This window comes from Nocardiopsis sp. NPDC055551, assembly GCF_053619415.1.
Genome location: NZ_JBSHJJ010000006.1, coordinates 42876 through 63287, shown reverse-complemented (window position 1 = coordinate 63287; position 20412 = coordinate 42876). Strand labels below are relative to the sequence as shown.

General features: G+C 70.0%; 14 protein-coding genes. 7 read left to right on the top strand and 7 right to left on the bottom strand.

Annotated features, from left to right (window positions below; genetic code table 11):
- Positions 1-25: 25 nt before the first annotated feature.
- Both ACWGSK_RS12435 and ACWGSK_RS12430 read left to right on the top strand, forming a co-directional pair.
- On the top strand, positions 26-454 hold the full coding sequence (locus ACWGSK_RS12435; protein WP_358508954.1) for a hypothetical protein: 429 nt from the start codon (positions 26-28) through the stop codon (positions 452-454).
- A 124-nt stretch (positions 455-578) separates the two neighbouring features.
- Positions 579-1106: a DUF3558 family protein gene (locus ACWGSK_RS12430; protein ID WP_358508952.1), complete on the top strand. Its 528-nt coding sequence runs from the start codon at positions 579-581 to the stop codon at positions 1104-1106.
- A 76-nt stretch (positions 1107-1182) separates the two neighbouring features.
- Here the strand turns inward: ACWGSK_RS12430 and ACWGSK_RS12425 are convergent, their stop codons facing one another.
- Positions 1183-3267, bottom strand: a complete 2085-nt coding sequence (locus ACWGSK_RS12425) for a cytochrome c oxidase assembly protein (protein WP_452455859.1) — start codon at positions 3265-3267, stop codon at positions 1183-1185.
- 328 nt (positions 3268-3595) lie between these two features.
- Between ACWGSK_RS12425 and ACWGSK_RS12420 the strand changes: the two genes are divergently transcribed.
- From ACWGSK_RS12420 to ACWGSK_RS12405, 4 genes are all read left to right on the top strand, one after another.
- Positions 3596-4870 (top strand): amidohydrolase family protein, encoded by a 1275-nt coding sequence (locus ACWGSK_RS12420; protein ID WP_452455858.1) that lies wholly within the window; start codon positions 3596-3598, stop codon positions 4868-4870.
- Between the two features lie 137 nt (positions 4871-5007).
- The gene (ald, locus tag ACWGSK_RS12415) at positions 5008-6126 is read left to right on the top strand and encodes an alanine dehydrogenase (RefSeq protein WP_358509003.1); all 1119 of its coding nucleotides are present in this window, start codon (positions 5008-5010) and stop codon (positions 6124-6126) included.
- A 218-nt stretch (positions 6127-6344) separates the two neighbouring features.
- Complete coding sequence (locus ACWGSK_RS12410; protein ID WP_452455857.1) at positions 6345-7493, top strand: enolase C-terminal domain-like protein; 1149 nt, start codon at positions 6345-6347, stop codon at positions 7491-7493.
- A gap of 83 nt (positions 7494-7576) precedes the next feature.
- Positions 7577-8032 (top strand): MaoC family dehydratase, encoded by a 456-nt coding sequence (locus ACWGSK_RS12405; protein ID WP_452455856.1) that lies wholly within the window; start codon positions 7577-7579, stop codon positions 8030-8032.
- Between the two features lie 17 nt (positions 8033-8049).
- On the opposite strand, the gene ACWGSK_RS12400 is transcribed toward ACWGSK_RS12405, so the two are convergent.
- From ACWGSK_RS12400 to ACWGSK_RS12375, 6 genes are all read right to left on the bottom strand, one after another.
- Positions 8050-9738: a glycosyltransferase gene (locus tag ACWGSK_RS12400; protein WP_452455855.1), complete on the bottom strand. Its 1689-nt coding sequence runs from the start codon at positions 9736-9738 to the stop codon at positions 8050-8052.
- The gene (locus ACWGSK_RS12395) at positions 9735-11834 is read right to left on the bottom strand and encodes a glycosyltransferase (protein ID WP_452455854.1); all 2100 of its coding nucleotides are present in this window, start codon (positions 11832-11834) and stop codon (positions 9735-9737) included. The genes ACWGSK_RS12400 and ACWGSK_RS12395 overlap by 4 nt, the downstream gene beginning before the upstream one ends.
- Before the next feature lie 164 nt (positions 11835-11998).
- Positions 11999-13624 (bottom strand): glycosyltransferase, encoded by a 1626-nt coding sequence (locus ACWGSK_RS12390; protein ID WP_452455960.1) that lies wholly within the window; start codon positions 13622-13624, stop codon positions 11999-12001.
- 50 nt (positions 13625-13674) lie between these two features.
- Positions 13675-15741 carry a glycosyltransferase gene (locus ACWGSK_RS12385; protein ID WP_452455853.1) on the bottom strand — a complete coding sequence of 689 codons (2067 nt, stop codon included), beginning with the start codon at positions 15739-15741 and terminating at the stop codon, positions 13675-13677.
- Between the two features lie 61 nt (positions 15742-15802).
- Complete coding sequence (locus ACWGSK_RS12380) at positions 15803-16822, bottom strand: class I SAM-dependent methyltransferase (RefSeq protein ID WP_452455852.1); 1020 nt, start codon at positions 16820-16822, stop codon at positions 15803-15805.
- 330 nt (positions 16823-17152) lie between these two features.
- Positions 17153-19228 carry an acyltransferase family protein gene (locus ACWGSK_RS12375; RefSeq protein WP_452455851.1) on the bottom strand — a complete coding sequence of 692 codons (2076 nt, stop codon included), beginning with the start codon at positions 19226-19228 and terminating at the stop codon, positions 17153-17155.
- 490 nt (positions 19229-19718) lie between these two features.
- On the opposite strand from ACWGSK_RS12375, the gene ACWGSK_RS12370 reads away from it, so the two are divergent.
- Complete coding sequence (locus tag ACWGSK_RS12370) at positions 19719-20333, top strand: superoxide dismutase (protein ID WP_358508933.1); 615 nt, start codon at positions 19719-19721, stop codon at positions 20331-20333.
- The last annotated feature ends 79 nt before the right edge of the window (positions 20334-20412 follow it).

The following is a 20412-nucleotide window of genomic DNA, read 5'->3' as shown; positions in this document are numbered from 1 at the left end:
GGGGCGCCCGGCCGACGGTGGGACAATGACCAACGTGAATTCGCTGGTCAACATCGTCGTGTTCGGAATCGGGGGCGCCATCCTGGTGGCGTCCCTGCTCGGCCTGCTGCTCGTGGTGTCGGGGAGTTCCCGGGGGTCCTCTCCCCGGTTGCTCACCGCCTTCGGAGTCGCCTCGATCGTGCTGTGGGTGGTGCTGCCGGCGTTGACCGCCCTGAACGAGATGTCGGCGGGAGCCGGCTTCTGGGTGGGGTTCGCCGGGGCGAGCGTCGTGGCGATCGTGATGTACGCGGTCAACGCGGCCATGCTGCCGATGGTGGCGCGTCGTCAGGCCCTGGTGAGCGGCCAGACCGGGTTGGCGGGGATCAAACCCACCCCTTCGGTGCTGGTGGGCGGCCTGGTGATCTGTCTGGCCATGGCGCTCCTGGTGACCGGTGTGACGGCCTTCATCTCCTGAACCCGATGTCCACCCCCGTGACCGTTTCCGGCCACAAGGGCGCCGGGGGCGGCGACGCTCTGTAGCTTCGTGCCGGGGTCCCCTGATCGGGGAGCCCCGGCTTCGTTGTGCGGAGGGCGGCGGGATGCGCGGGTGGAGGTGGGCGGTCGCGGCCGTGGCGGCCATGCTGGTCGGCGGTTGCGGTGGCGAGGTCGACCTGGCCGAGCGGGACTCCATCGATCAGTTCGACGTGCCCCCGCTGGATCCGAGCGTCCGACACCCCTGTGACCTGCTGACCGACGAGACCGCGATCGACCTGGGTCTGCTCGCCGAGGGTGGTAGCGGCAGTCCGCAGTCGGACGACAACTGCTTCTTCACCGACGCGGTCGACTCCAGCGTGGACGTGCGGGTGGAGACCCACGACCCCGACGCCGGGGAGGACGAGCCACCGGTCCCCCGCGCCCTCTCGGCGGCGTTCGAGGGCGGTGAGGCGTACGAGTACGTGGCGGTGGAGGGCTATCCCGGCTACACCGAGACCTTCCCCGACTCCTGCAACCTGGAGTTGGCCACCTCCGACGAACACAGCCTGTTCGTCCAGGTCAGCGCGGACGACGCCTGTGAGACCGCGATCCAGACCGCCCGGAGCCTCATCACCGCCTCCCCTGAACTGTGATCGTCGCGAACAAGGGTCGGGCCCCCTTTCCACGCTCCTGGAAGGGGGCCCGTGAGGGATCGACCGAGGGTCGGTGTCAGTTCGGCTGTTGACGGGAACGACGGTCGAGCTCGGCGAGGTACTCGTTGTAGGCGTCCATGTCGGAGTCGTCGGAATCGCCACGGCTGCTGTGCCGCTGCCGACGACGTTCCTGACGTTCGTCGTCACGCGACCACTGCACCACCAGCGCCAGCATCACCAGGAGCGTGGGGATCTCGCCCAGGGCCCAGGCGATGCCACCGCCCTTGTACTGGTCGGCCATCGGGTCCTGCATCCACGGGATCTCGAACTGGCCGTAGTACTCCGCGGCGATGGGCGTGGTCTGCTCCATGATGGCGATGCCGAAGAAGGCGTGGAACCCCATCACCACGAGCAGCAACAGCAGGCGCAGCAGGAACGGGACCTTCCTCGGGGCCGGGTCGACACCGATGATCACCCAGTAGAAGAGGAAACCCGAGACGAGGAAGTGCACACCCATGAACAGGTGACCGAGGTGGTCGTTCATGAGCATGCCGAACAGCGGCGTGAAGTAGAGGGCGTACAGGCTGAGCACGAAGATCGGCGCGGCCACCGCGGGGTGGGTGAAGAACTTCGAGTAGCGGCTGTTGAGGAAGGCGTTGAGCCATTCGCGCGGCCCCCGGTCGCCCCGCCGCTCCGCCGGTTTCAGGGCACGCAGGGCCAGGGTCGCCGGCGCGCCCAGCACCAACAGGATCGGGGTGACCATGGCCAACACCATGTGCTGGATCATGTGCGCCGAGAACATGATCATCGCGTAGGTCGCGAAGCCGGTGAGTTGGACCAGGACGATGGTCAGCAGCCCCGCGAGGAAGGCGACGAGGCGTCCGATCGGCCACTTGTCGCCCCGCTTGACCAGCCGGCGCACACCACCCAGGTACAGGCCTGCGGCGACGACCACGAACATGATGAAGAACAGGTCGGGGCGCCACAGGGTGAGCAGGTTCTGCATGCTCATGGCGGACGGGATGGTGAAGCCCAGGATGGCGGCGGCCGGGTCGACGGTGCTCTCCAGCGGCGGGGGCGGCGCGGTACGGCCCAGCCCCACGGAGATCCCCATGACCGCGGCCATGATGACGACCTCGACCCCGGACAGCCGGATGAAGTTCCAGCGTCGGAAGGCGTGGCCGTCCTCGCCCTCCGGTGCCCCGGCGATCCGGTTCACCGTCCATTTGCGGTGCGCGTAGCCGAAGCCGCCGAGGACGACGAACAGCACGACCTTCGCGACGATGAAGAGCCCGTACTCGGTGAAGAACAGGTGTTCCAGGGAGTAGAGGCGGGCCAGGGCGCTGGCGGCACCGCTGACGGCGACACCGACGTAGGCCCACAGCGCCATGCGACTGAACCGGTGAGCGGCGGTGGCCGGCGCCTCGCCATCGGTTCGTACCGCGTGGTAGGTGACCGCGGCCAGGCCGCCCACCCACACGCAGATGGAGATCAGGTGCAGGGCCAGGCCGGTGACCGCGAGTTCGTGGGAACCCGAGGAGGCCGAGTGTCCCGTAAGGGCCGGCGGGGTGACCGCGACCAGGGAGGCCACGAGCAGCCACAGGCCGGAGGTGGCGCCGGTGCAGGTACGACCGAACAGCGCGATTCCGGTCGTGATCAGGATGACGAACATCAGGGCGATGCCACCGGAGACCGAACCCGCGAAGGCGGTCACCTCGTCGATGGAGACCTGGCCCATGGGTTTGGCGAGGAACTCGGAGGCCTGGAAGTACAGGGTCGCCACGGCGGCCACGGTCCAGCCGAGGGAGGCCCAGGTGGCGGCGCGTACGTAGCCGATGGCCTGGTCGGACAGGCGTCCCTTGTAGGAGGGCAGCAGCAGGACCGCCATCACCAGCAGGCCGATCGTCAGGACGGCCCCGACGTTCATGAAGGCCTTCGCGATCGGCATGCCCCAGCGCACGGCCTCACCGGCGTCGGGCAGGCCCGGGATGACCCTGGCGAAGACCGAACCGCCGATGACCAGGGTGAAGCCCAGGAAAATAGCGCAGACCAGGGCGACGATCATGGCGAAGATCGGTACGACACCGGTGCCCGGCGGCTGGTCGGTGTCGTTCTGGTGGTCCTTGATCGGGGAATTGTCGTTCTGTGCGGGAGGAGCCACGTGCCACTCCGTCTTCGAGTGCGGTCAACAGCAGGTCAGGGCTCTCGGCCGTGATGGCCACCGCTGTGCTGTGCAGATCGGGGTCCGGCAGGGGCCGCACGGAGGAACACCTCGACCAAGGTTAGTCCGTTTACTACGCGGTGTCGGACTTGGTACCCGATAGACCGCCCCAGGGCCCCGGCCAGTACGTGAAAGCGGCCCTCTTGGTGATGTTCCCCCCATACGAAGGGGCTCCACGCGATACGCTCGACGCCCCGACGAGTCCCTGCTCCTTCCCCTCCTCGACACCTCTCACCCTGACCCGAGCCCTGCGCCCGAAGGGGGAGCGATGCCCGATTTCGATACCGTCATCCGTTCGACACGAGTGGTGGTCCCCGAGGGGATCGAAGCCGCGGACGTGGCCGTCCGCGAAGGCCGCATCGAGGCGGTGCTGCCATATCGCTCGATCACCGATCCGCCCGCTTCATCGGATCGACCAGATCGAGTCGAACGATCCGAACCCGAACGACACGAAGGGCCCGGTCCACGGATCGTCGACCTCGGGGATCGGCCCCTGTTGCCCGGGGCGGTCGACCTGGGCACCGGGGTGCACGCCCCCGGTGAGGATCTGGCCCACTCCTACCACCGGGCCGGTGCCGCCGCCCTGCGCGGCGGCGTCACCTGCATGGTGGTCGCCCCCGCGCCCGCACGTCCCGCCATCACCTGCGCGGACTCCCTCCAGGTACACCAACGCGCGTCCGCCGGTTCCCCGGTGGCCATCGCGTTCCTGGGCGGGGTCAACCAGGGCACCGGACCGCTGGACCTGGCCGATCTCCAGGCCGGTGGCGTGGTGGCTTTCCAAGCGTCCCTCTCGGACGGGGGCGCCCCCGACATGGCGGCGCTGAGCGACCCCGGGCTGCGCAAGGCCATGGTGGAGATCGCCACCCTGGACTCGCTGCTGATCGTGCACGCCGAGGACGCCGCCGAACTCGGGACCCCTCCGATCAGTGCCGAACAGCGCCCGCCCCGGGCCGAACGACGCGGGCTGGAACGGGTGATCTCCGCCGCCCGCGTCGTGGGTGCGCGCACCCACATCGCCCCGTTCACCGCCGCCGAGTGCGCGGCGCTGTTGTCGGCCGCGGAGGCGGCCGGGGTGGAACTGGGCGCACAGACCTGCCCGCACTACCTGTGTCTGCCCGCGGAGTTCCCCGGGCCGGACTCCCCGGTGCGCGGCTGCCGTCCGCCGCTGCGCTCGGACGCCAACCGCAAGGCGCTGTGGAGTGCCCTCCTCGAACCCGGGTCGGCCCTGGGAACCATCGGTTCGGGCCATCTGCCGGCGATCGGGTTGTACACGCTGCGGTGGAGTCTGTCCGCGTTGTGGACCGCCGCGCGTCGACGCAACCTCACCCTGAGCCATCTGGCCCGTTGGACCGCCCAAGGCCCCGCCGACCTCCTGGGGCTGGCCCGTGGCCGGATCCAGCCCGGGTTCGAGGCGGACCTGCTCGCCTTCGACGACGAGGCGACCACCCTGGTGCCCGAGGACGACCCGGGACCCTACGCGGGGATGCGGCTCGCCGGAAGGGTCGCGAGGGTGTGGGTGGGGGGCCGAGAAGCACACTCCTAGACCCGTGTCACACGCCACACGGAGTCCTTACATCCTGTCAACATGGCCCTACAGGGCTATGCACATTGGCGATAGCGCCGGGGCGCCTTCGCCGTTCACAGTGGTAGGTGTCCATGGCGATACCAGTTGGAGGAACCGTGCTCATCGGTGTGCCCCGCGAGATCAAGAACCACGAGTACCGAGTCGCCATCACCCCGGCAGGGGTCCACGAACTGACCGGCCGAGGGCACGAGGTCTTCGTCGAACACGACGCGGGTCTGGGTTCCTCCATCACCGACGAGGAGTACCGGGAGGCCGGCGCCACCATCCTGGCCACCGCCGACGAGGTGTGGGCCACCGCCGACCTCGTCCTCAAGGTGAAGGAACCCGTCCCCGCCGAGTACCACCGCATGCGCGAGGGCCAGACCCTCTTCACCTTCCTGCACCTGGCGGCCTCGAACGAGTGCACCGACGCGTTGGTCGAACGCGGGGTCACCGGCATCGCCTACGAGACCGTCCAGTTGCCCGACGGTTCGCTGCCGCTGCTGGCGCCCATGTCGGAGGTGGCGGGCCGGCTGGCCACGCAGGTCGGCTCGGTGACCTTGCAGCGTTCCGCCGGTGGTCGTGGGGTCCTCATGGGCGGGGTCCCGGGGGTGCGACCGGCCCGGGTCACGGTGATCGGCGCCGGTGTGTCCGGGTTGAACGCCGCACAGATCGCCGTGGGTATGGGCGCCGAGGTGACGGTGCTGGACCTGAACGTCGACAAGCTGCGGCACCTGGACTCCCTGTACCAGGGGCGGATCAAGACGGTGGCGTCCAACCGCTTCGAGGTGGAGTCGTCGGCCCTGGAGTCCGACATGGTGATCGGCGCGGTGCTGGTCCCCGGCGCCAGGGCACCGAAGCTGATCTCCAACGAACTGGTCGCCCGGATGCGCCCGGGCGCGGTCCTGGTGGACATCGCGATCGACCAGGGCGGCTGTTTCGAGGACTCGCGTCCCACCACCCACGACGACCCCACGTTCACCGTGCACGACACGGTGTTCTACTGCGTCGCGAACATGCCGGGCGCGGTCCCCAACACCTCCACGCACGCGCTCACCAAGGACACCTTGCACTACGTCGTGGCACTCGCGGACAAGGGATGGAAACGGGCCCTGCGTGAGGACCCGGCCTTGGCGGCCGGCTTGAACACCTTCGGCGGAGAGGTGGTCTACGCCCCGGTGGCGGAGGCCCACGGCCTCAAGCACCGTGCCCTGGACGAGGTCCTCGCCCACTGATCCCTGTTCCCGTGTCCGGGGTGAGACACCCGACGTGGACCCGACCCGAGGGGGACGAACCCGCTCCGACCCGCACAAAGCCCGTACCACCAGGGAAACCTTCGTCCACAGGGTGAGCCGTACGGGGTGGTCGGGCGGGTTCGGCGGGGGTACCGTCGAAAGTGGGTCCTTCCCCGTGGCGGGCCCCTTGCCCGAGGCCCGAGCAGAGGTGGACTGTAGTGACGCACGCCGGAGCGGTGACCGTGACCCGCATCGTCGAACTCGAACTGGTGCGGCTGCGTCCGTCTCTGGCAGGGCGAGGCTCGGGCACCGCTGCCCCCGTCCTGGTCCGGGTCTCCGACGGCGAGGTGAGCGGTTGGGGTGAGGTGCCCGGTGCCACTCCCGAGCAGTGGGACGCGCTGGCACGGGTCTTCGCACCCGCCCTGCTCGACCACCCCTGGCGCCGGCCGACCGAGGTGGTGGAGGCCTTCGCCGACCTGCCCTGGGATCCCGCGCTGGTTGGCGCGTTGGACACCGCCTGTTGGGACCTGTGGAGTCGACAGCGCTCGACCCCGCTGGCGCACGCCCTGGCCGGGTCGCGCACCGCGCTCACCGCGGGGGTGACCCTGGCCCGGCAGGTCACGTCGGAGTCGGTGATCACCGAGGTGAACCGTCAGGTGGGGGCGGGTTTCCGGCGGATCAGGTTGGAGGTCCAGCCGGGCTGGGACACCGACGTGGTCCGCGCGGTACAGACCAGCTTCCCGTTCATGGTGCTCCAGGTGGACGCGGGCGGCCGGTACACCGAGTCCCCCGAGGACCTGGACGCACTACGGTCCCTGGACGCCTTGGGGCTGGTGGCCATCGAGGACCCCTTCCCGGCCGACGACCTCGCCGCGCACACCCGGCTGTCCGGCGAGTTGCGAACACCGGTGGCCCTGAACCGTTCGTTGTCCTCATTGGAGGACCTGGGCGAGGCGATCCGGGCCGAGGCCGGCGGCGCGGTCAACGTGGATCCGGCCCGGCTGGGCGGGTTGACCGCGGCCCGTCGGGCGGTGGACATGGCGGTGGACGCCGGTTGGCCGGTGTGGTGCGGTTCCTCGGCTCGGACCGGGGTGGGCCGCGCGGCGACGGTCGCGTTGGCCTCACTGGCCGGGGCGACCCTGCCGGTGGAGATGCCCGGCGCGGGCTCTCGCGGTCGCGATCTGGTCGTGCCACCGGTGCGCGCGCACGACGGGGTGGTCCCGGTGCCCTTGACCGCGAGCGGTCTGGGACACGAACTCGATCCGACGACCCTTCGCTCCTTCACCGCCAGGACGCTGCTGTTGGACTCCCCACGGGCCTCCGATCCGGGCACGACCTGGCACCCGGGCGGCCCCGAACACAATTAACCGAACACCGTTAGGTAGAGTGGCGCGCACCACAGCGGGCCTCGGTAGGCAGGCCCGGCCCCCAACCCGAACGTGGAGGCGTCGTGCGCGTATTCGCCGACATCAACGAGGTCATCTCCGCCCAAGGCGAGTCCTTGGGCGTCACCGACTGGGTCACCATCGACCAGAGCCGTATCGATGGATTCGCCGACGCGACCGAGGACCACCAGTGGATCCACCTCGACGCCGACCGCGCCGCCCACGGCCCCTTCGGCGCCACCATCGCGCACGGCTTCCTGTCGCTGTCGCTCGTGGCGCACTTCTCCCAGCAGATCTTCCAGATCACGGAGAAGCCCAAGATGTCCATCAACTACGGGCTCGACAAGGTGCGCTTCCTCCAACCCGTCGTCGTGGGCTCACGCGTGCGCGACGCCGTGGAACTCATCAAGGTCAAGGAGACGCCCAAGGGCTACCTCGTCTCCAGCCGGCACACCGTGGAGATCGAGGGTCGGGAACGTCCGGCCCTGGTCGCCGAGACCTTGGGGCTGTGGGTGCCCTGACCCCCGATCCCCCTGCCTTAGCGGGCGATACGGCTCAGGGCCCGGCGGACCAGGCTCGGGGTGAACCAGCGCAGCTTGCGCTCGGCGCGTTCGGCCCGTCGACGCATCCGGTCCCCCCGGTCCGTGGCCTGCCGCAACTTGACCCGCAGACGCTCCACCGACTCGCCCTCGCGACCGGTGGGGGCCTTCTCCTCCAGTTCGGCCTCCTCCGGGCCCAGGGACGCGATGACGCCGGTCGCCGGGGTCCAGTGGATGCCGAACACCTCCTCCACGAGGTGATCCAGGTCCTTGCCCTCGGCCTCCGGGTCCAGGTGACGGGCGCGCTCGAAGGCGGCCACCCGCTCCAGCCGCAGCACACCCTCACCGGCGCGCAACGCCCCCGGCATCGGGGAGCACAGAAGTCCGGCACCGGATCGGTCGCAGGCCATGACGAGTTCCGCCAGGGCGTCCGGGGTCGGCGGCGGCCCCGCCTCCAGGTACAGCCGGAACGGCACGCGCGGGTCGGTCTCCGGCGGCGACTCCACGAAGCGCACCCGCGGGTCCCCCCGGAAGGTCTCGTGCGCCAGGCGCAGGTCGAGGAACTCCTCCTCCAACGGCGGGCGGCGGTCGTTGTGCAGGCGCGACCACGGCCCCACCATCCACAGACGCAGGTCCGGGGTGGAACCGGACAGCAACGCCCCGGCGGTCTCGTCGACCTCCTCCAGGGTGCGTTCGGCCACGTCGAGGACCACGTCCACCAGCGGCACCTCCCACTGGCGTTCCGAACGCTTGCGGCGCAGGTGGAAATCGGGCACCCGGTTGGCGACGAAGGGCATCCGGTAGCGGGTGCCCGCGTCACGCTTCTCCTGCATCTGGGAACGCCCCAGGTGCCAACTGCTGCTGTCCAGGTCGGGCACGAACACCGCGCCGCGCTGGGCCAACCGGTGCCCGAACTCGCTGTCGCCGCCCAGGACCATCTCGGGGTCCATGCCCCCCGACCTCAGGTACAGGTCGCGGTGCAGCGACCCGGTGGCGCCGACGTAGACCTTGAACCCCTCGTGGCCCGCCGAACGCAGCCGGTCGGTCCGTTCGATGAACCGTTCCACCCAGTGCGGATCGGCGCTCTCCCGGTCGAAAAGCGTGTCGCCGCGACCCGCCGCGACCTCCTCGTACACGTATTCCGGGACCATCGCGGTGGGGTCGAAGTCGACGAACAGCTTGTGACCCAGCACCACCGTGTAGTCGGCCAGGTGGTGCCAGCGCAGCTGCGACTCCACGTGCTCGCGATGGACCAGCATGTCCGCGTCCAGCCGCAGGATCACCTGCCCCGTCGCGGCGGCGACACCGGTGTTGACGGCGTGCGCCGCCCCCCAGCCACCTTCGGCGGAAGGGATGACGCGGGTGTTCTCTGGACGTATCCGCGGCGGGGTGAGCGGTTCGGGGCTACCGTCGTCCACCACGATCACCTCCATGAGGTGCGCAGGGTAGCTCTGCGCGGCCAACGACGCCAGCACCAGGGCGAGCTTGTCCGCCCCCTCATGCGCCGGGATCACCACGCTCACCGACAACGTCGGCGTCCACTCCCCCAATTCGGGGACGTCCAGCACGGTGTAGTCGTTGCGGTGGATCCGGGGCCGTTCGGGCGTCCCGCCGTCCGGTGGGACGACTCCGAGCAGCGGCGCCGGTCCGGTCTCGTCGTACGCGGAGGTGTTGTCTGCGGTGGTCAACGGTGGCCTCCCGTGGTGGTCGGTGTCGTCGTGCCCGGTGTCCCGGTCACGTCAGGTCCCTCGATGCGGGCCTGGACCGGTGCCCGGGAGCCGAGCAGGGGATCCTGTCCGCCGCCCATGGGCTCGGGCGTGCCCTCCAACAGGGCGCTGGGCCGCCAGCCGGACCACTGTCTGCTGTTGCGGCGCAGGAAGTAGCCCATGTCGGCGTCCCAGGTGTGCCCCTCCCCCGCGCGGCGCAGTAGGTAGCCCAGGCCGTGGGTACGGAAGATACGGCCGCCGTTGCGGCGCACGGCCAGCAACAGCTGACTGTCGATCGCTCGGGGCAGCGGCCGGAACCCGCCGACGGCGTCGAGCACGGAGCGGTCGATGACGATCGTGCTGCCCACCACGTCCGGCGAGGGCTTCTCCGTCTGGTAGCTGCGCCACACCGTGACGTCCAGTTCCTGCAGGTAGACCAGGTCCTGGGTGATGCCGACGAGGTCGGCGCCGGAGTACCTGCGGGCCATGAGCATGTCGCCGAGGTGTTCGGGGCCGTACCAGTCGTCGTCGTCCCACTTGGCGATGACCGTCCCCGAGGCACGGTCGGCGGCGTCGTTGAGGACGGCGCCGAACACCTGGTCGGCGGGGGCCTCGTGGACGGTGAGCGGGATTCCGGTGGCCTCGAACTCGCGCAGCGCCGACCGCACCACGGGCACGTCGGCGGTGAACCCGTGCATGGCCAGGACCAGCTCGAAGCGGACACCCCGTTGGCGGGCGATCTGGGCCAGCGCGAAGCCCACCAGTTCCGGTCTACGGGTGCAGAGCAGCACCGTGACCAGGGGTTCGGGTGGCAGCGGGACACCGGCACGTGCGGCCAGCGCACGCCAGCGGACCGATTGCGAGTGGGTGCCCAGGGCCGCGCGGCGCAGCCGAACGCTGTGCTCCTCGCGGGTGAGGGGGTCGGCGAGTTCCCTCTCCTCCACCGCGGTGAGCAGTTCGACGAGCGGGTCTCCGAGGTCGGCCGCCCATACCGGGACGGGCCGACCGATCAGGGGCACACCGGCGGCGGCCAGGGAGGCCACCGTGCGCACCGCGGCGAGCGGGCCGGAGTGTCCGGTCCAGTCGATCCGGATGCCGCGCAGGTACCGGAGCCTGCCGATGTCGAGGTCGGTGACGGTGCCGTCCTCCGGCAGGACGCACAACACCTTCTTGTCTTCGAGGATGACGGCACGGTCGCCGTGGGCGGTGAGGTCGCCCATGGGGCCGCCGGCCTTCTTGGTGAAGCCGATGGGGTTGACGGTGTACTCGTCGACGGGTGGGACCCGGTGTGGATCGGCCTCCCCGGCCCCCGGTGGAACGGCCCTGACGATGGCGGACCAGGTACGGCCCGTGGTCGCCGGGATGTCCAGGTGGGGGACGACGGGGTCCTCCCACTCGGGCAGTCCCACCTCGTCGGTGCGCAGGACCAGGTCGGACTTGGGCGAGACCCGACGCAGCGGAACCGGGCCGGTGGCGCTGACCCCGGTGGCGGCGATGTCGCCGGGCCGCCACAGGGACCCCTCGTTTCCGTGGAGGCCTGCCAGGGGCACGGTGCGCCGGCCACGTCGTCCCCCTCGGACGCCGTGCACGACGCAGTCCATGGCCAGGGCCGTCTCGACGGAGTTGGGGAAGAACAGTTCGCACACCCACCCGCGCTTGCCCATCCGGCGCACGCGGGCTTCGAGGAGGTCGTTCCACTCGTCGATGCCGGGCGGCGAGGGCAGGAGCGGGCCCTGGTGGCCGGGGGTGTCGATCACGGAAACGAGCAGGTGCACGGTGCGCGGCAGCGCGGTGGCCGCCGTCAGGACGCGGCGCAGGTCGGTCAGACTGGCGGCCACGACCGCGACCAGTCCGGCGGTCCCGGCGCCCTCCTCCGGTCCGCCCCCCTCGTTCTCGATGTCGGAGACGGGCACCAGGTCGCCCATGCGGTGGGCGTCCAGGTCGATCAGGCGGTCGCCCGGGCGCAGTCGAAGCGTGGCCAGTTCACGCCTGGTCGTCGTCGGGTCACCGGTGTGGCAGAGAACGGCGGGTTCTTCACCGCGGATGCGTAGGGCCTGACGGACGACTGATGTGATCATCGGGCAACCTTGGGCGTAGCGGGCAGGTGAGGCCCTTGAAGACGGACCGAACCCAGCGTGCCATAATTGTCACCGTATGTGATTGTCGCAGGCGGTGTGTCGCCGGAGCGAACACGGCACCCGATCGGGGCGGGCACGACCGACGTGCCCGCCCCGATCCGTTCTCAGCGCGCGATACGGCGCAGCAACCGTCGTCCCACACCCGGAGTGAACCAGCGCAGCTTGCGTTCGGCCCGCTGGGCGCGCGCCCGCTGCCGGTCGGCGTCGACCAACGCCTTCTCCAGACGCTGTTCGAGGACCTCCACGCTGGGCTTCGAGGCCTCCTCGGTCTCCTCCTCCGCCACGGCGACGAAGCGCTCCCCCGGCATCCAGTGGGTGCCATGGGTCCGCTCGACCGTCTGGTCCAGTTCCTTGCCGGTGGCCTCGGGCTCCAGGTGGAGCGCCCGAGCGAACGAGGAGGCGCGCTCCAGGCGCAACACCCCGTCACTGGCCTTGGTGGCACCGGGCAGGGGCGCGCACAGCAGCCCGCAGCCCAACTTGTCGATCTCCTTGATCAGGTCTGCCACGGCCGTCTCGGTCAGGGTGGGCCCGGCCGCCAGGTACAGGCGGTGCGGCACGCGCGGATCGGTCCGCGGCGGCGTCCCCACGAACTTCACCCGGGGGTCGCCGCGGAAGGTCTCGTGGACCAGACGGACGTCGAGGAGCTCTTCGTCCAACGGGGCGCGGCGGTCGTCGTGCAGCCGCGTCCACGGACCCAGCAGCCACAACCGCAGGTCGGGGGTGGAACCGGACAGCAACGAGGAAACTGTCGTGTCGACCTCCTCCAGGGTGCTGTCGGTGGTGTCCACGACCACGTCCACCAGCGGCACGTCCCATTGGCGGTCCGGACGCTTGCGGCGCAGGTGGAAGTCGGGCACCCGGTTGGACACGTACGGCATCCGGTAGCGGGTACCGGCGTCGCGACGGGTCTGCATCTGGGTTCGCCCCAGGTGCCAGCTGCTGGTGTCCAGGTCGGGCACGAACACCGTTCCGCGCTGGGCGAGCCTGTAGGCGAACTCGGTGTCACCGCCCAGGATGAGCTCGGCGTCGAGTCCGCCCGCGGCGTCGAACAGCTCCCGGTGCAACGACCCGGAGGCGCCGATGAACACCTTGTAGGCCAACCGTCCGGCGGTGCGCAGTCGGTCGTGGCGGTCGATCTGCCGCTCGATCCAGTGCGGGTCGGCGGTCTCCTTGTCGAAGAGCCGGTCCGCGCGGCCGGCCGCGACCTCCTCGTGCACGTGTTCGGCGGTCAGGGCGGCGGGGTCGAAGTCGACGAACAGCTTGTGCCCGAGGACGGCACCGTAGTCGATCCGGTGGTGCCAGCGCATCTGGGACTCCACGTGCTCGCGGTAGACGAGCATGTCCGAGTCCAGTCGCAGGATCACCTGGCCCGAGGACGCGGCGACGCCGGTGTTGACGCCGTGCGCCGACCCCCAGCCACCGGAGGCCGAGGGGATGACCCGGGTGTTCTCCGGGTGGACCGGCGGCAGGGTGAGCGGTTCGGGGCTGCCGTCGTCCACCACGATCACCTCCATGAGGTGCGCCGGGTAGCTCTGCGCGGCCAACGACGCCAGCACCAGGGCGAGCTTGTCCGCCCCGCCGTACGCCGGGATCACCACGCTCACCGACAACGTCGGTGTCCACTCCCCCAGTTCGGGGACGTCCACCACCGAGTAGTCGTTGCGATGGACGCGAGGCTGGGCGGATAGGTCCACGGTCCCGCGCGGCAGCGCGGACACGATGTCCGTCATCGACACGGTCGGCTCGGTGATCGAGGCGATCGTGTGCTCTTCGGTACTGGTCAAGATTGTTCCCCCGGGTTCGTCGTGGCCATGACCGGCTCCTCGTGGACCTCGGTCGGTCCACCCAGCGGGCGAGGTTCGCCTTCGAGCAGGACGCTCGGACGCCAGCCGGCCCACTGTCGTGCGTAGTTGTGCAGGAAGTAGGCCATGTCCTCGGACCAGGTGTGTCCGCCGCCGGTGCGGCGCAGCACGTACCCGAGCCCATGGGTGCGGTGGATACGTCCCCCGCCCCGGGACACGGCGATGAGCAGTTGGGTGTCGATGGCGCGCGGTAGTGGCCGGAAACCACCGGTCTCCTCCAACACCACGCGATCGGTGAGGATGGTGCCACCGGCGATGAACCGGGTGGCGGTCTCGGACTCGCGGCTGCGCCACACCATGAGGTCCACCTCTTGGAGGTAGACGAAGTCCTGTCCGGTGCCGACCAGTTCGGCCCCGGAGTAGGTCCGGGCGAGCACGAGGTCGGCCAGGTGTTCGGGCCCGTACCAGTCGTCGTCGTCCCACTTGGCGATGAGGTCACCGGAGGCGCGGGCGACGGAGTCGTTGAGCACCGACCCGAAGATCTGGTCGGCGGATGCCTCGTGCACGGTGATCGCCAGACCGGTGTCACGGTAGGCCTGGATCGCCGAGAGCACCTCGGGCCGGTCGGCGTCGAACCCGTGCAGCGTCAGCACCGTCTCCAACTCGACCCCGCGCTGTCGGGCGATCTGGGCGAGCGCGAAGCCGACCATCTCGGGGCGTCGGGTGCACAGGATGACCGAGATCCGGGGTGCGGGTGGCAGTGGGATCCCGGCCCGCGCGCCGAGCGCGCGCCAGCGTGAGCGCAGACCGTGTGTGTAAAGGGCGGCGCGGCGCAGCCGGACGCTGTGCTCCTCGCGGGCCAATCGGTCGGTGAGGTCGGCGTCGGTGGCCCCGGCCAGGAGTTCGGTCAGCGGCGCGCCCAGACCGGCGGCCCAGGAGGGCACGGGGCCGGCGACCAGGGGAACGCCCCCGGCGGCCAGGGAGACCACCGCGCGGACCGCCGCCGTGGGGCCGGTGTGCCCGGACCAGTCGACGCTCACCCCGCGCAGGTGACGCAGGTGGGTCAGGTCGACGTCGGTGACGGTGCCGTCGGCCGCCACGGCGACCAGGTCCTTGTTCCCCTCACGGATGACGGCGCGGTCCCCGTGCACGGTGAGGTGTCCCAGGGGCCCCTTCTCGGCCTTGGAGAACCCGGTCGGGTTGACGGTGGTCTCGTCGATCGGCGCCACCAGGTGGGCGGGCGAGACGGTGACCCGAGCGGCCGGGCTCTGCTCGGCGACGACCCGCTCGGCGCGAGCGCGACCGTCGGTCCCGGTGAGGGCCTCCCAGGCGTCGGCCGTGGTGGCCGCGCGGTCCAGCACCGGGACGGTCTCCTCGTTCCACTCCGGGGCCGCGTCGTCGTGCACGCGCAGGGCCAGGTCGGCGACGGGGGTGACCCGACGCAGCGGGACGGGGCCGGTCGCGTCGATGCCGTGCGCGCCGGTGTCGCCGGGCCGCCACAGCGAGGACTCGGGGCCGCTGAGCGCGGTCAGGGGTGCCACCATCGGCCCGCGTCGGCGGCCTCGGGTGCCGTGCAGGACGGAGTCGAGGACCTGGGCGGTATCGATCGCGTTGGGGAAGAACAGTTCGCAAACCCAACCGCGCTTGCCCATCCGCCGCACCCGCAGTTCCTGCAGGTCACGCCATTGGCCCATGCCCGGTCCCGCGGGCACCGGCGGGTCCTGGTGGCCCGGGGTGTCCAGGAGCGCGACCACCACCTGCACGGTCCGGGGCAGGTGCACGGCGGCGGTCAGGGCCCGGTTCAGGTCGGTGGGGGTGGCGGCGACCAACGCCACCAGCCCGGCGACGGGTTCCACCTCCGCGCCTTCGACGGAGTCGATCCGGAGCGGTTCGCCCAGAGGATGAGCGCCCAGATCCACGAGCAGGTCCCCGGGCCGCCGAGGCGCCCCGGACACCTCCCGGAGTGTGTCGGCCCCACTGTGGCAGAGCACGGCGGGCTCTTCGCCACGTGCGCGCAGGGCCTGCCGGAGGACGGTGGTGATCATCGGTGACCTTCTCGGTTCTGCTGCGGATCGGGAGAATGGGGGACGCTCGGGGGAGGGAGGATCAGGGTGTACGGGTGAAGACGTGCGCCCCCTTCTCGGTGGCCTCCTCGACGCGGGTCAGCTCGGGGTGAGCGGCCAGCCACCGGTCGCCCAGGGCGCGTTCCTCGTCGCGGTCGGCGTCGTCGAGGACGAACACGGCGGAGTCGGTGCAGGCTGGCAGGAGCGCGGGAACGGCCGGGTGGCGGGCCTCCGGTCCGGTGGCCGCGGGCGGGCCGTCGACGAAGACCAGTCCGACTCCCTTGAGGTCGCTCAGGGCCTCGGTGTCGTACCAGGGCACCTCGGCGGACACCCCGTCGGCCAGTTCCGCGGGTACCGGGGTGAGCGGCGCGTGCCGGACCTCGACGATGTCCTCCAGGGCGTGGGTGGCGACCAGGGCGCGGCTGAGCTCGGCGTAGCGCGCGTCGTGTTCGATCGCGACCAGACGACCGGCCCCCGCCTTGCGCAGCGCGTAGCCGATCCACACGCTGGAGGAACCGCTGCCGCACTCCACCACGAGTTCGGGACGGTCCCGGTCGATGACGCGGACCAACACCCGTAGCACGTCGGGGGAGGCGGCCCAACCGCGCAGCGGCGGCATGAACGGGGCCACGTCCAGGTACTCGCGCAGCTCGGTCCAGGCGACCTGCTGCTCGTAGTCGTCGCGTCCGCTCCGCACACCGGCGCGGGTGATCTTGTGGATCGCCCGGGGCAGGGCGCCGTCGCGCAGTTCCTTGACCTCGGCGCGCACCCCGTCGAGGGAGCGGGCCAGCTCCAGCCGGTCCTGCCCGAAGAGTTCGGTGACCTGGCCGGTCTGCGTGCGGACCGACGTGGACAGTTCCAGCACCGATCGGCGCAGTCGCGACAACCCCACGGCGAGGCCGAGCATCGCCACGCCCAGGAGCAGGACCGTGACGGCCAGGACGGCCTCGCCCCAGGTCACCAGCCCCAGGACGCCCAGGGCGATCGGGGTCGCGACGGCCGCCAGACCGAGGAGTCCGACCACGGGCAGCGATCGGCGAATTTTCTTCTTGAGGGAGCTCATGGGGGTTACCTCCGCGAAAGGGGTGCGGCGACCGACGCGCGGATCAGCACGCGGAACCGTTCGGAACCGCATCAGCGGGGAAGGCCACTGTGCGTCTTCGACATTAACGCCTTGAAAGAGCCCGGGGGTGCCGAGTATGCGCATCCGAAACCCAGGAGAGCGTCAATTACCGCATCGTTCACCGGACGATCACTCCGATATCACCAAAGCGTGTCCGGAATTTCTGGAAAGGGATTCCGAAGTGCCACGGAAAACCGTCGGACCGGCATGAAGCCCGCCCGGAACACCCTCGGACGTCATCCGGGCGAGGTCGTCGCGGCGGGGCCCGGGTCACCAACCCGTGGCCTCCAACAGCGCGCTCTCCACCACCGGGGTGAGGGTGGCCGCGTAGGTGGCGGTGATGTGCGAGTGGTCCCAGTAGACCAGTACGTTGCCCACCACCGCGTCACAGGCGCCGTCCGGACACACGTGTTCGGTCAGGTCCAGCAGGGTGACGTTGGGCGGCAGCTCCTCCAGCTGCGCGGCCGGGTCGACCTCCCGCAGGCTGCGCGAAACGGGGCTGGTGCACTCCACCGCTTCGGTGGACTCCAGGCACTCCGCGCCACGGTAGGGCAGTCGGGGCAGGTCACGCAGGCCGATCACGTCGATGCCCAGGTCGTTCAGGTGCCACCACATCTCCGTGTAGCCCTCTTGGACCACCTCACGATCGGCGAACGCCCTCGTTGAGGACAGCAACACCGCGTCGGGGTTCAGTTCCTCCAACTCCGCCAACGCATCGGCCTTCCACACCTCGCATTCCTGGAACACCTCCCCATCCCGGGTCGACGTGGCCAGACCGAACGGACAGCCGCTCTTGGTGAACGACACCAGCCGCCACCCGTGCTCGGCCGCGACCTTCTCCACCGCCGGATACCAGTGGGCGGTGCGCGACGCTCCCACCAGCGCCAACGTGTGCTCCGCGTCCGCCGGCCCCCGATCGCAGACCACCACTTCCTCGACGACGAGGTTGACGTGGCAGCCCTCCTGATGGTGGGAGGACAGGTCCCCCTGGGCGTCCTCCGGGGCCGGGCGTACCGGCACGTCGGGCAGTACCGTCAGCAGGTCGGGCTCGGCGACCACCCGCGCGCCCGGGTACGTCTCGGGTTCGATGACCTCCTGCACCCGTTCCACGCGTTCCCCCTCCAACCGCTGCGACCACGACTGCGCGACGATCAGGACCGGAACCAGGAAGAGCACGGCGATCATGACCGACCATCCGGGCCCGCGACGGTGTTCCGGTCGGGTGAGGCGATCGACGCCCCCGTCCACCACCTGATGGGTGATCCAGGCCAGCACGAACGAGGCGCCCAGGATCGCGGCCCCTCCCATCAGCGTGGCCGTCTGTCTCCCGGTCACCTCCAGGTAGCAGACCAGGATCGGCCAGTGCCACAGGTACAGCCCGTAGGAGAAGCGGCCCACCGACATCAGCGGCTTCCAGGTGAGCAGCCGATCGGCCCCGAACCTGCTGCCTGTGCCACCGGCCACGATGACCAGCAGGGCCGCGCCGGTCGGCCACAGCGCGACGTACCCGGGAAAGAGCGTGGAGACCTGGAGGAGCAACCCGCAGGAGACCAGCGCCACCAACCCGAACCAGCCGAGGAAGATCCTGACCCGCGTGGGCACGCGCAGCTCCGTGATGACCAGGGCGAGGATCGCGCCCAGGGACAGCTCCCACAGCCGGGCGCCGGTGTCGAAGTAGGCCCAGGCCTGGTCGTGGGCGGTGATGTACACCGAGTAGCTCAGGGAGAGGGCGAACAACGCCGTGACCAGCACGAGCAGGCTCCGGCGCAGCGGCAACCCCATCCTGGTGGCCATGAACGCGGCGACGGTGACCAGCACCGGCCACAGCAGGTAGAACTGTCCCTGGATGGACAGCGACCAGAAGTGCTGGAGGGGGCCGGCGGCCGTCTCGCGGGCCAGGTAGTCGACCGCGTTACCGGCCAGGGTCCAGTTCTCGTGGTAGAACGCGGCGGCCCGTACCTCCTCCAGGAGGCCCTCCCAGCGTGAACTGGGCAGCCACACGTACATGGCGGCCATGATGGCGAGCAGGACCACCGCGACCAAGGGCACCAGACGTTTGGCCAACCGGGCCCAGAAGGCGACGAACCGGACCCGACCGTCGCGTTCGACGGCGCGCACCAGGGAACCCGTGATGAGGAAGCCGGTGAGCAGCAGGAACACGTCCACGCCACCGGAGACCCGTCCGAACCAGATGTGGTAGACCGCGACCAGGACCACGGCGATGGCGCGCAGCCCCTCGATCTCGGGGCGAAAACCGCCTCCGGTCCGGACGGTCCGCCGAGTGTCGGTGACCGAGGGGATGCGGGGGTCGCCGGGGGTGGGAACCCCGGTCGTGGTTTCACTCATATGCGCAGACGGCCTCGGAAGATTAGGAAGCGTGTTTCACCGAACGAGGCTTCGTGGGCATGGCCATTCGAATTCGACGATGAATTCTCCCCCGGGCCGATGCCACCACGGTGAATGTCGGACGAACACGCGGTCAACGTTCAATCGCGATTCGGGGGCACGCGGGTCAGGGTAGCGGGACCGGACCGAATCACCCGAGATCGAGAATACGGAGGGTTCCTGTCTTAAGGGGCGCCCCGACGGATCCGACGGGAGGATTCGTCGGGCTCCCGGGGTTCACGGGACCTCTGTGGCGGGCAGGGGGGATGAGGAGCATGGGGTCGCCTTCGGACCGGCACGGCAACGACGGTCCGGCCCGATTTTATTCCCGGCCGCCCGTGTCCACGAGCTGACATCGGGGACTCGCTTCCGCTGCTGATAGCTTGCTGGTTAGCGATCCCATCGCTGGTAAGAACACGACGAATATCGTCCTGGAAAGGTGCGTCAGAGTATGTCTGCGCCGTACACGCTTCCCGAGCTGCCCTACGACTACGCGGCCCTTGAGCCGTGGATCTCCGGTCAGATCATGGAGCTGCACCACGACAAGCACCACGCCAACTACGTCGCGGGCGCCAACACGACCCTGGAGAAGATGGCCGAGGCCCGCGAGGCCGGCGACTTCGGGACCGTGAACCAGCTCCAGAAGAACCTCGCGTTCAACCTGGGCGGCCACGTCAACCACTCCGTGTTCTGGAAGAACCTGTCCCCGGACGGTGGCGACAAGCCCGAGGGTGAGCTGGGCGCTGCCATCGACGACCAGTTCGGGTCCTTCGACGCCTTCCGCGGGCACTTCAACGCCGCGGCTCTGGGCATCCAGGGTTCGGGCTGGGCCATCCTGGCCTGGGACGCCCTGGGTCAGCGCCTGATCATCGAGCAGCTGTTCGACCAGCAGGGCAACATCGCCATCGGCACGCAGCCGCTGCTCATGCTGGACATGTGGGAGCACGCCTTCTACCTCCAGTACAAGAACGTGAAGGCGGACTACGTCAAGGCGTTCTGGAACGTCGTCAACTGGGCCGACGTCCAGCAGCGTTTCACCGAGGCCCGCAAGACCCGGCTGGGCTAGCACCTCGAACGAACGTTCTCGTGCGTTCGAACGGGGGAGGGCGGCACCGATCGGTGCCGCCCTCCCCCTCGTCCGGGGG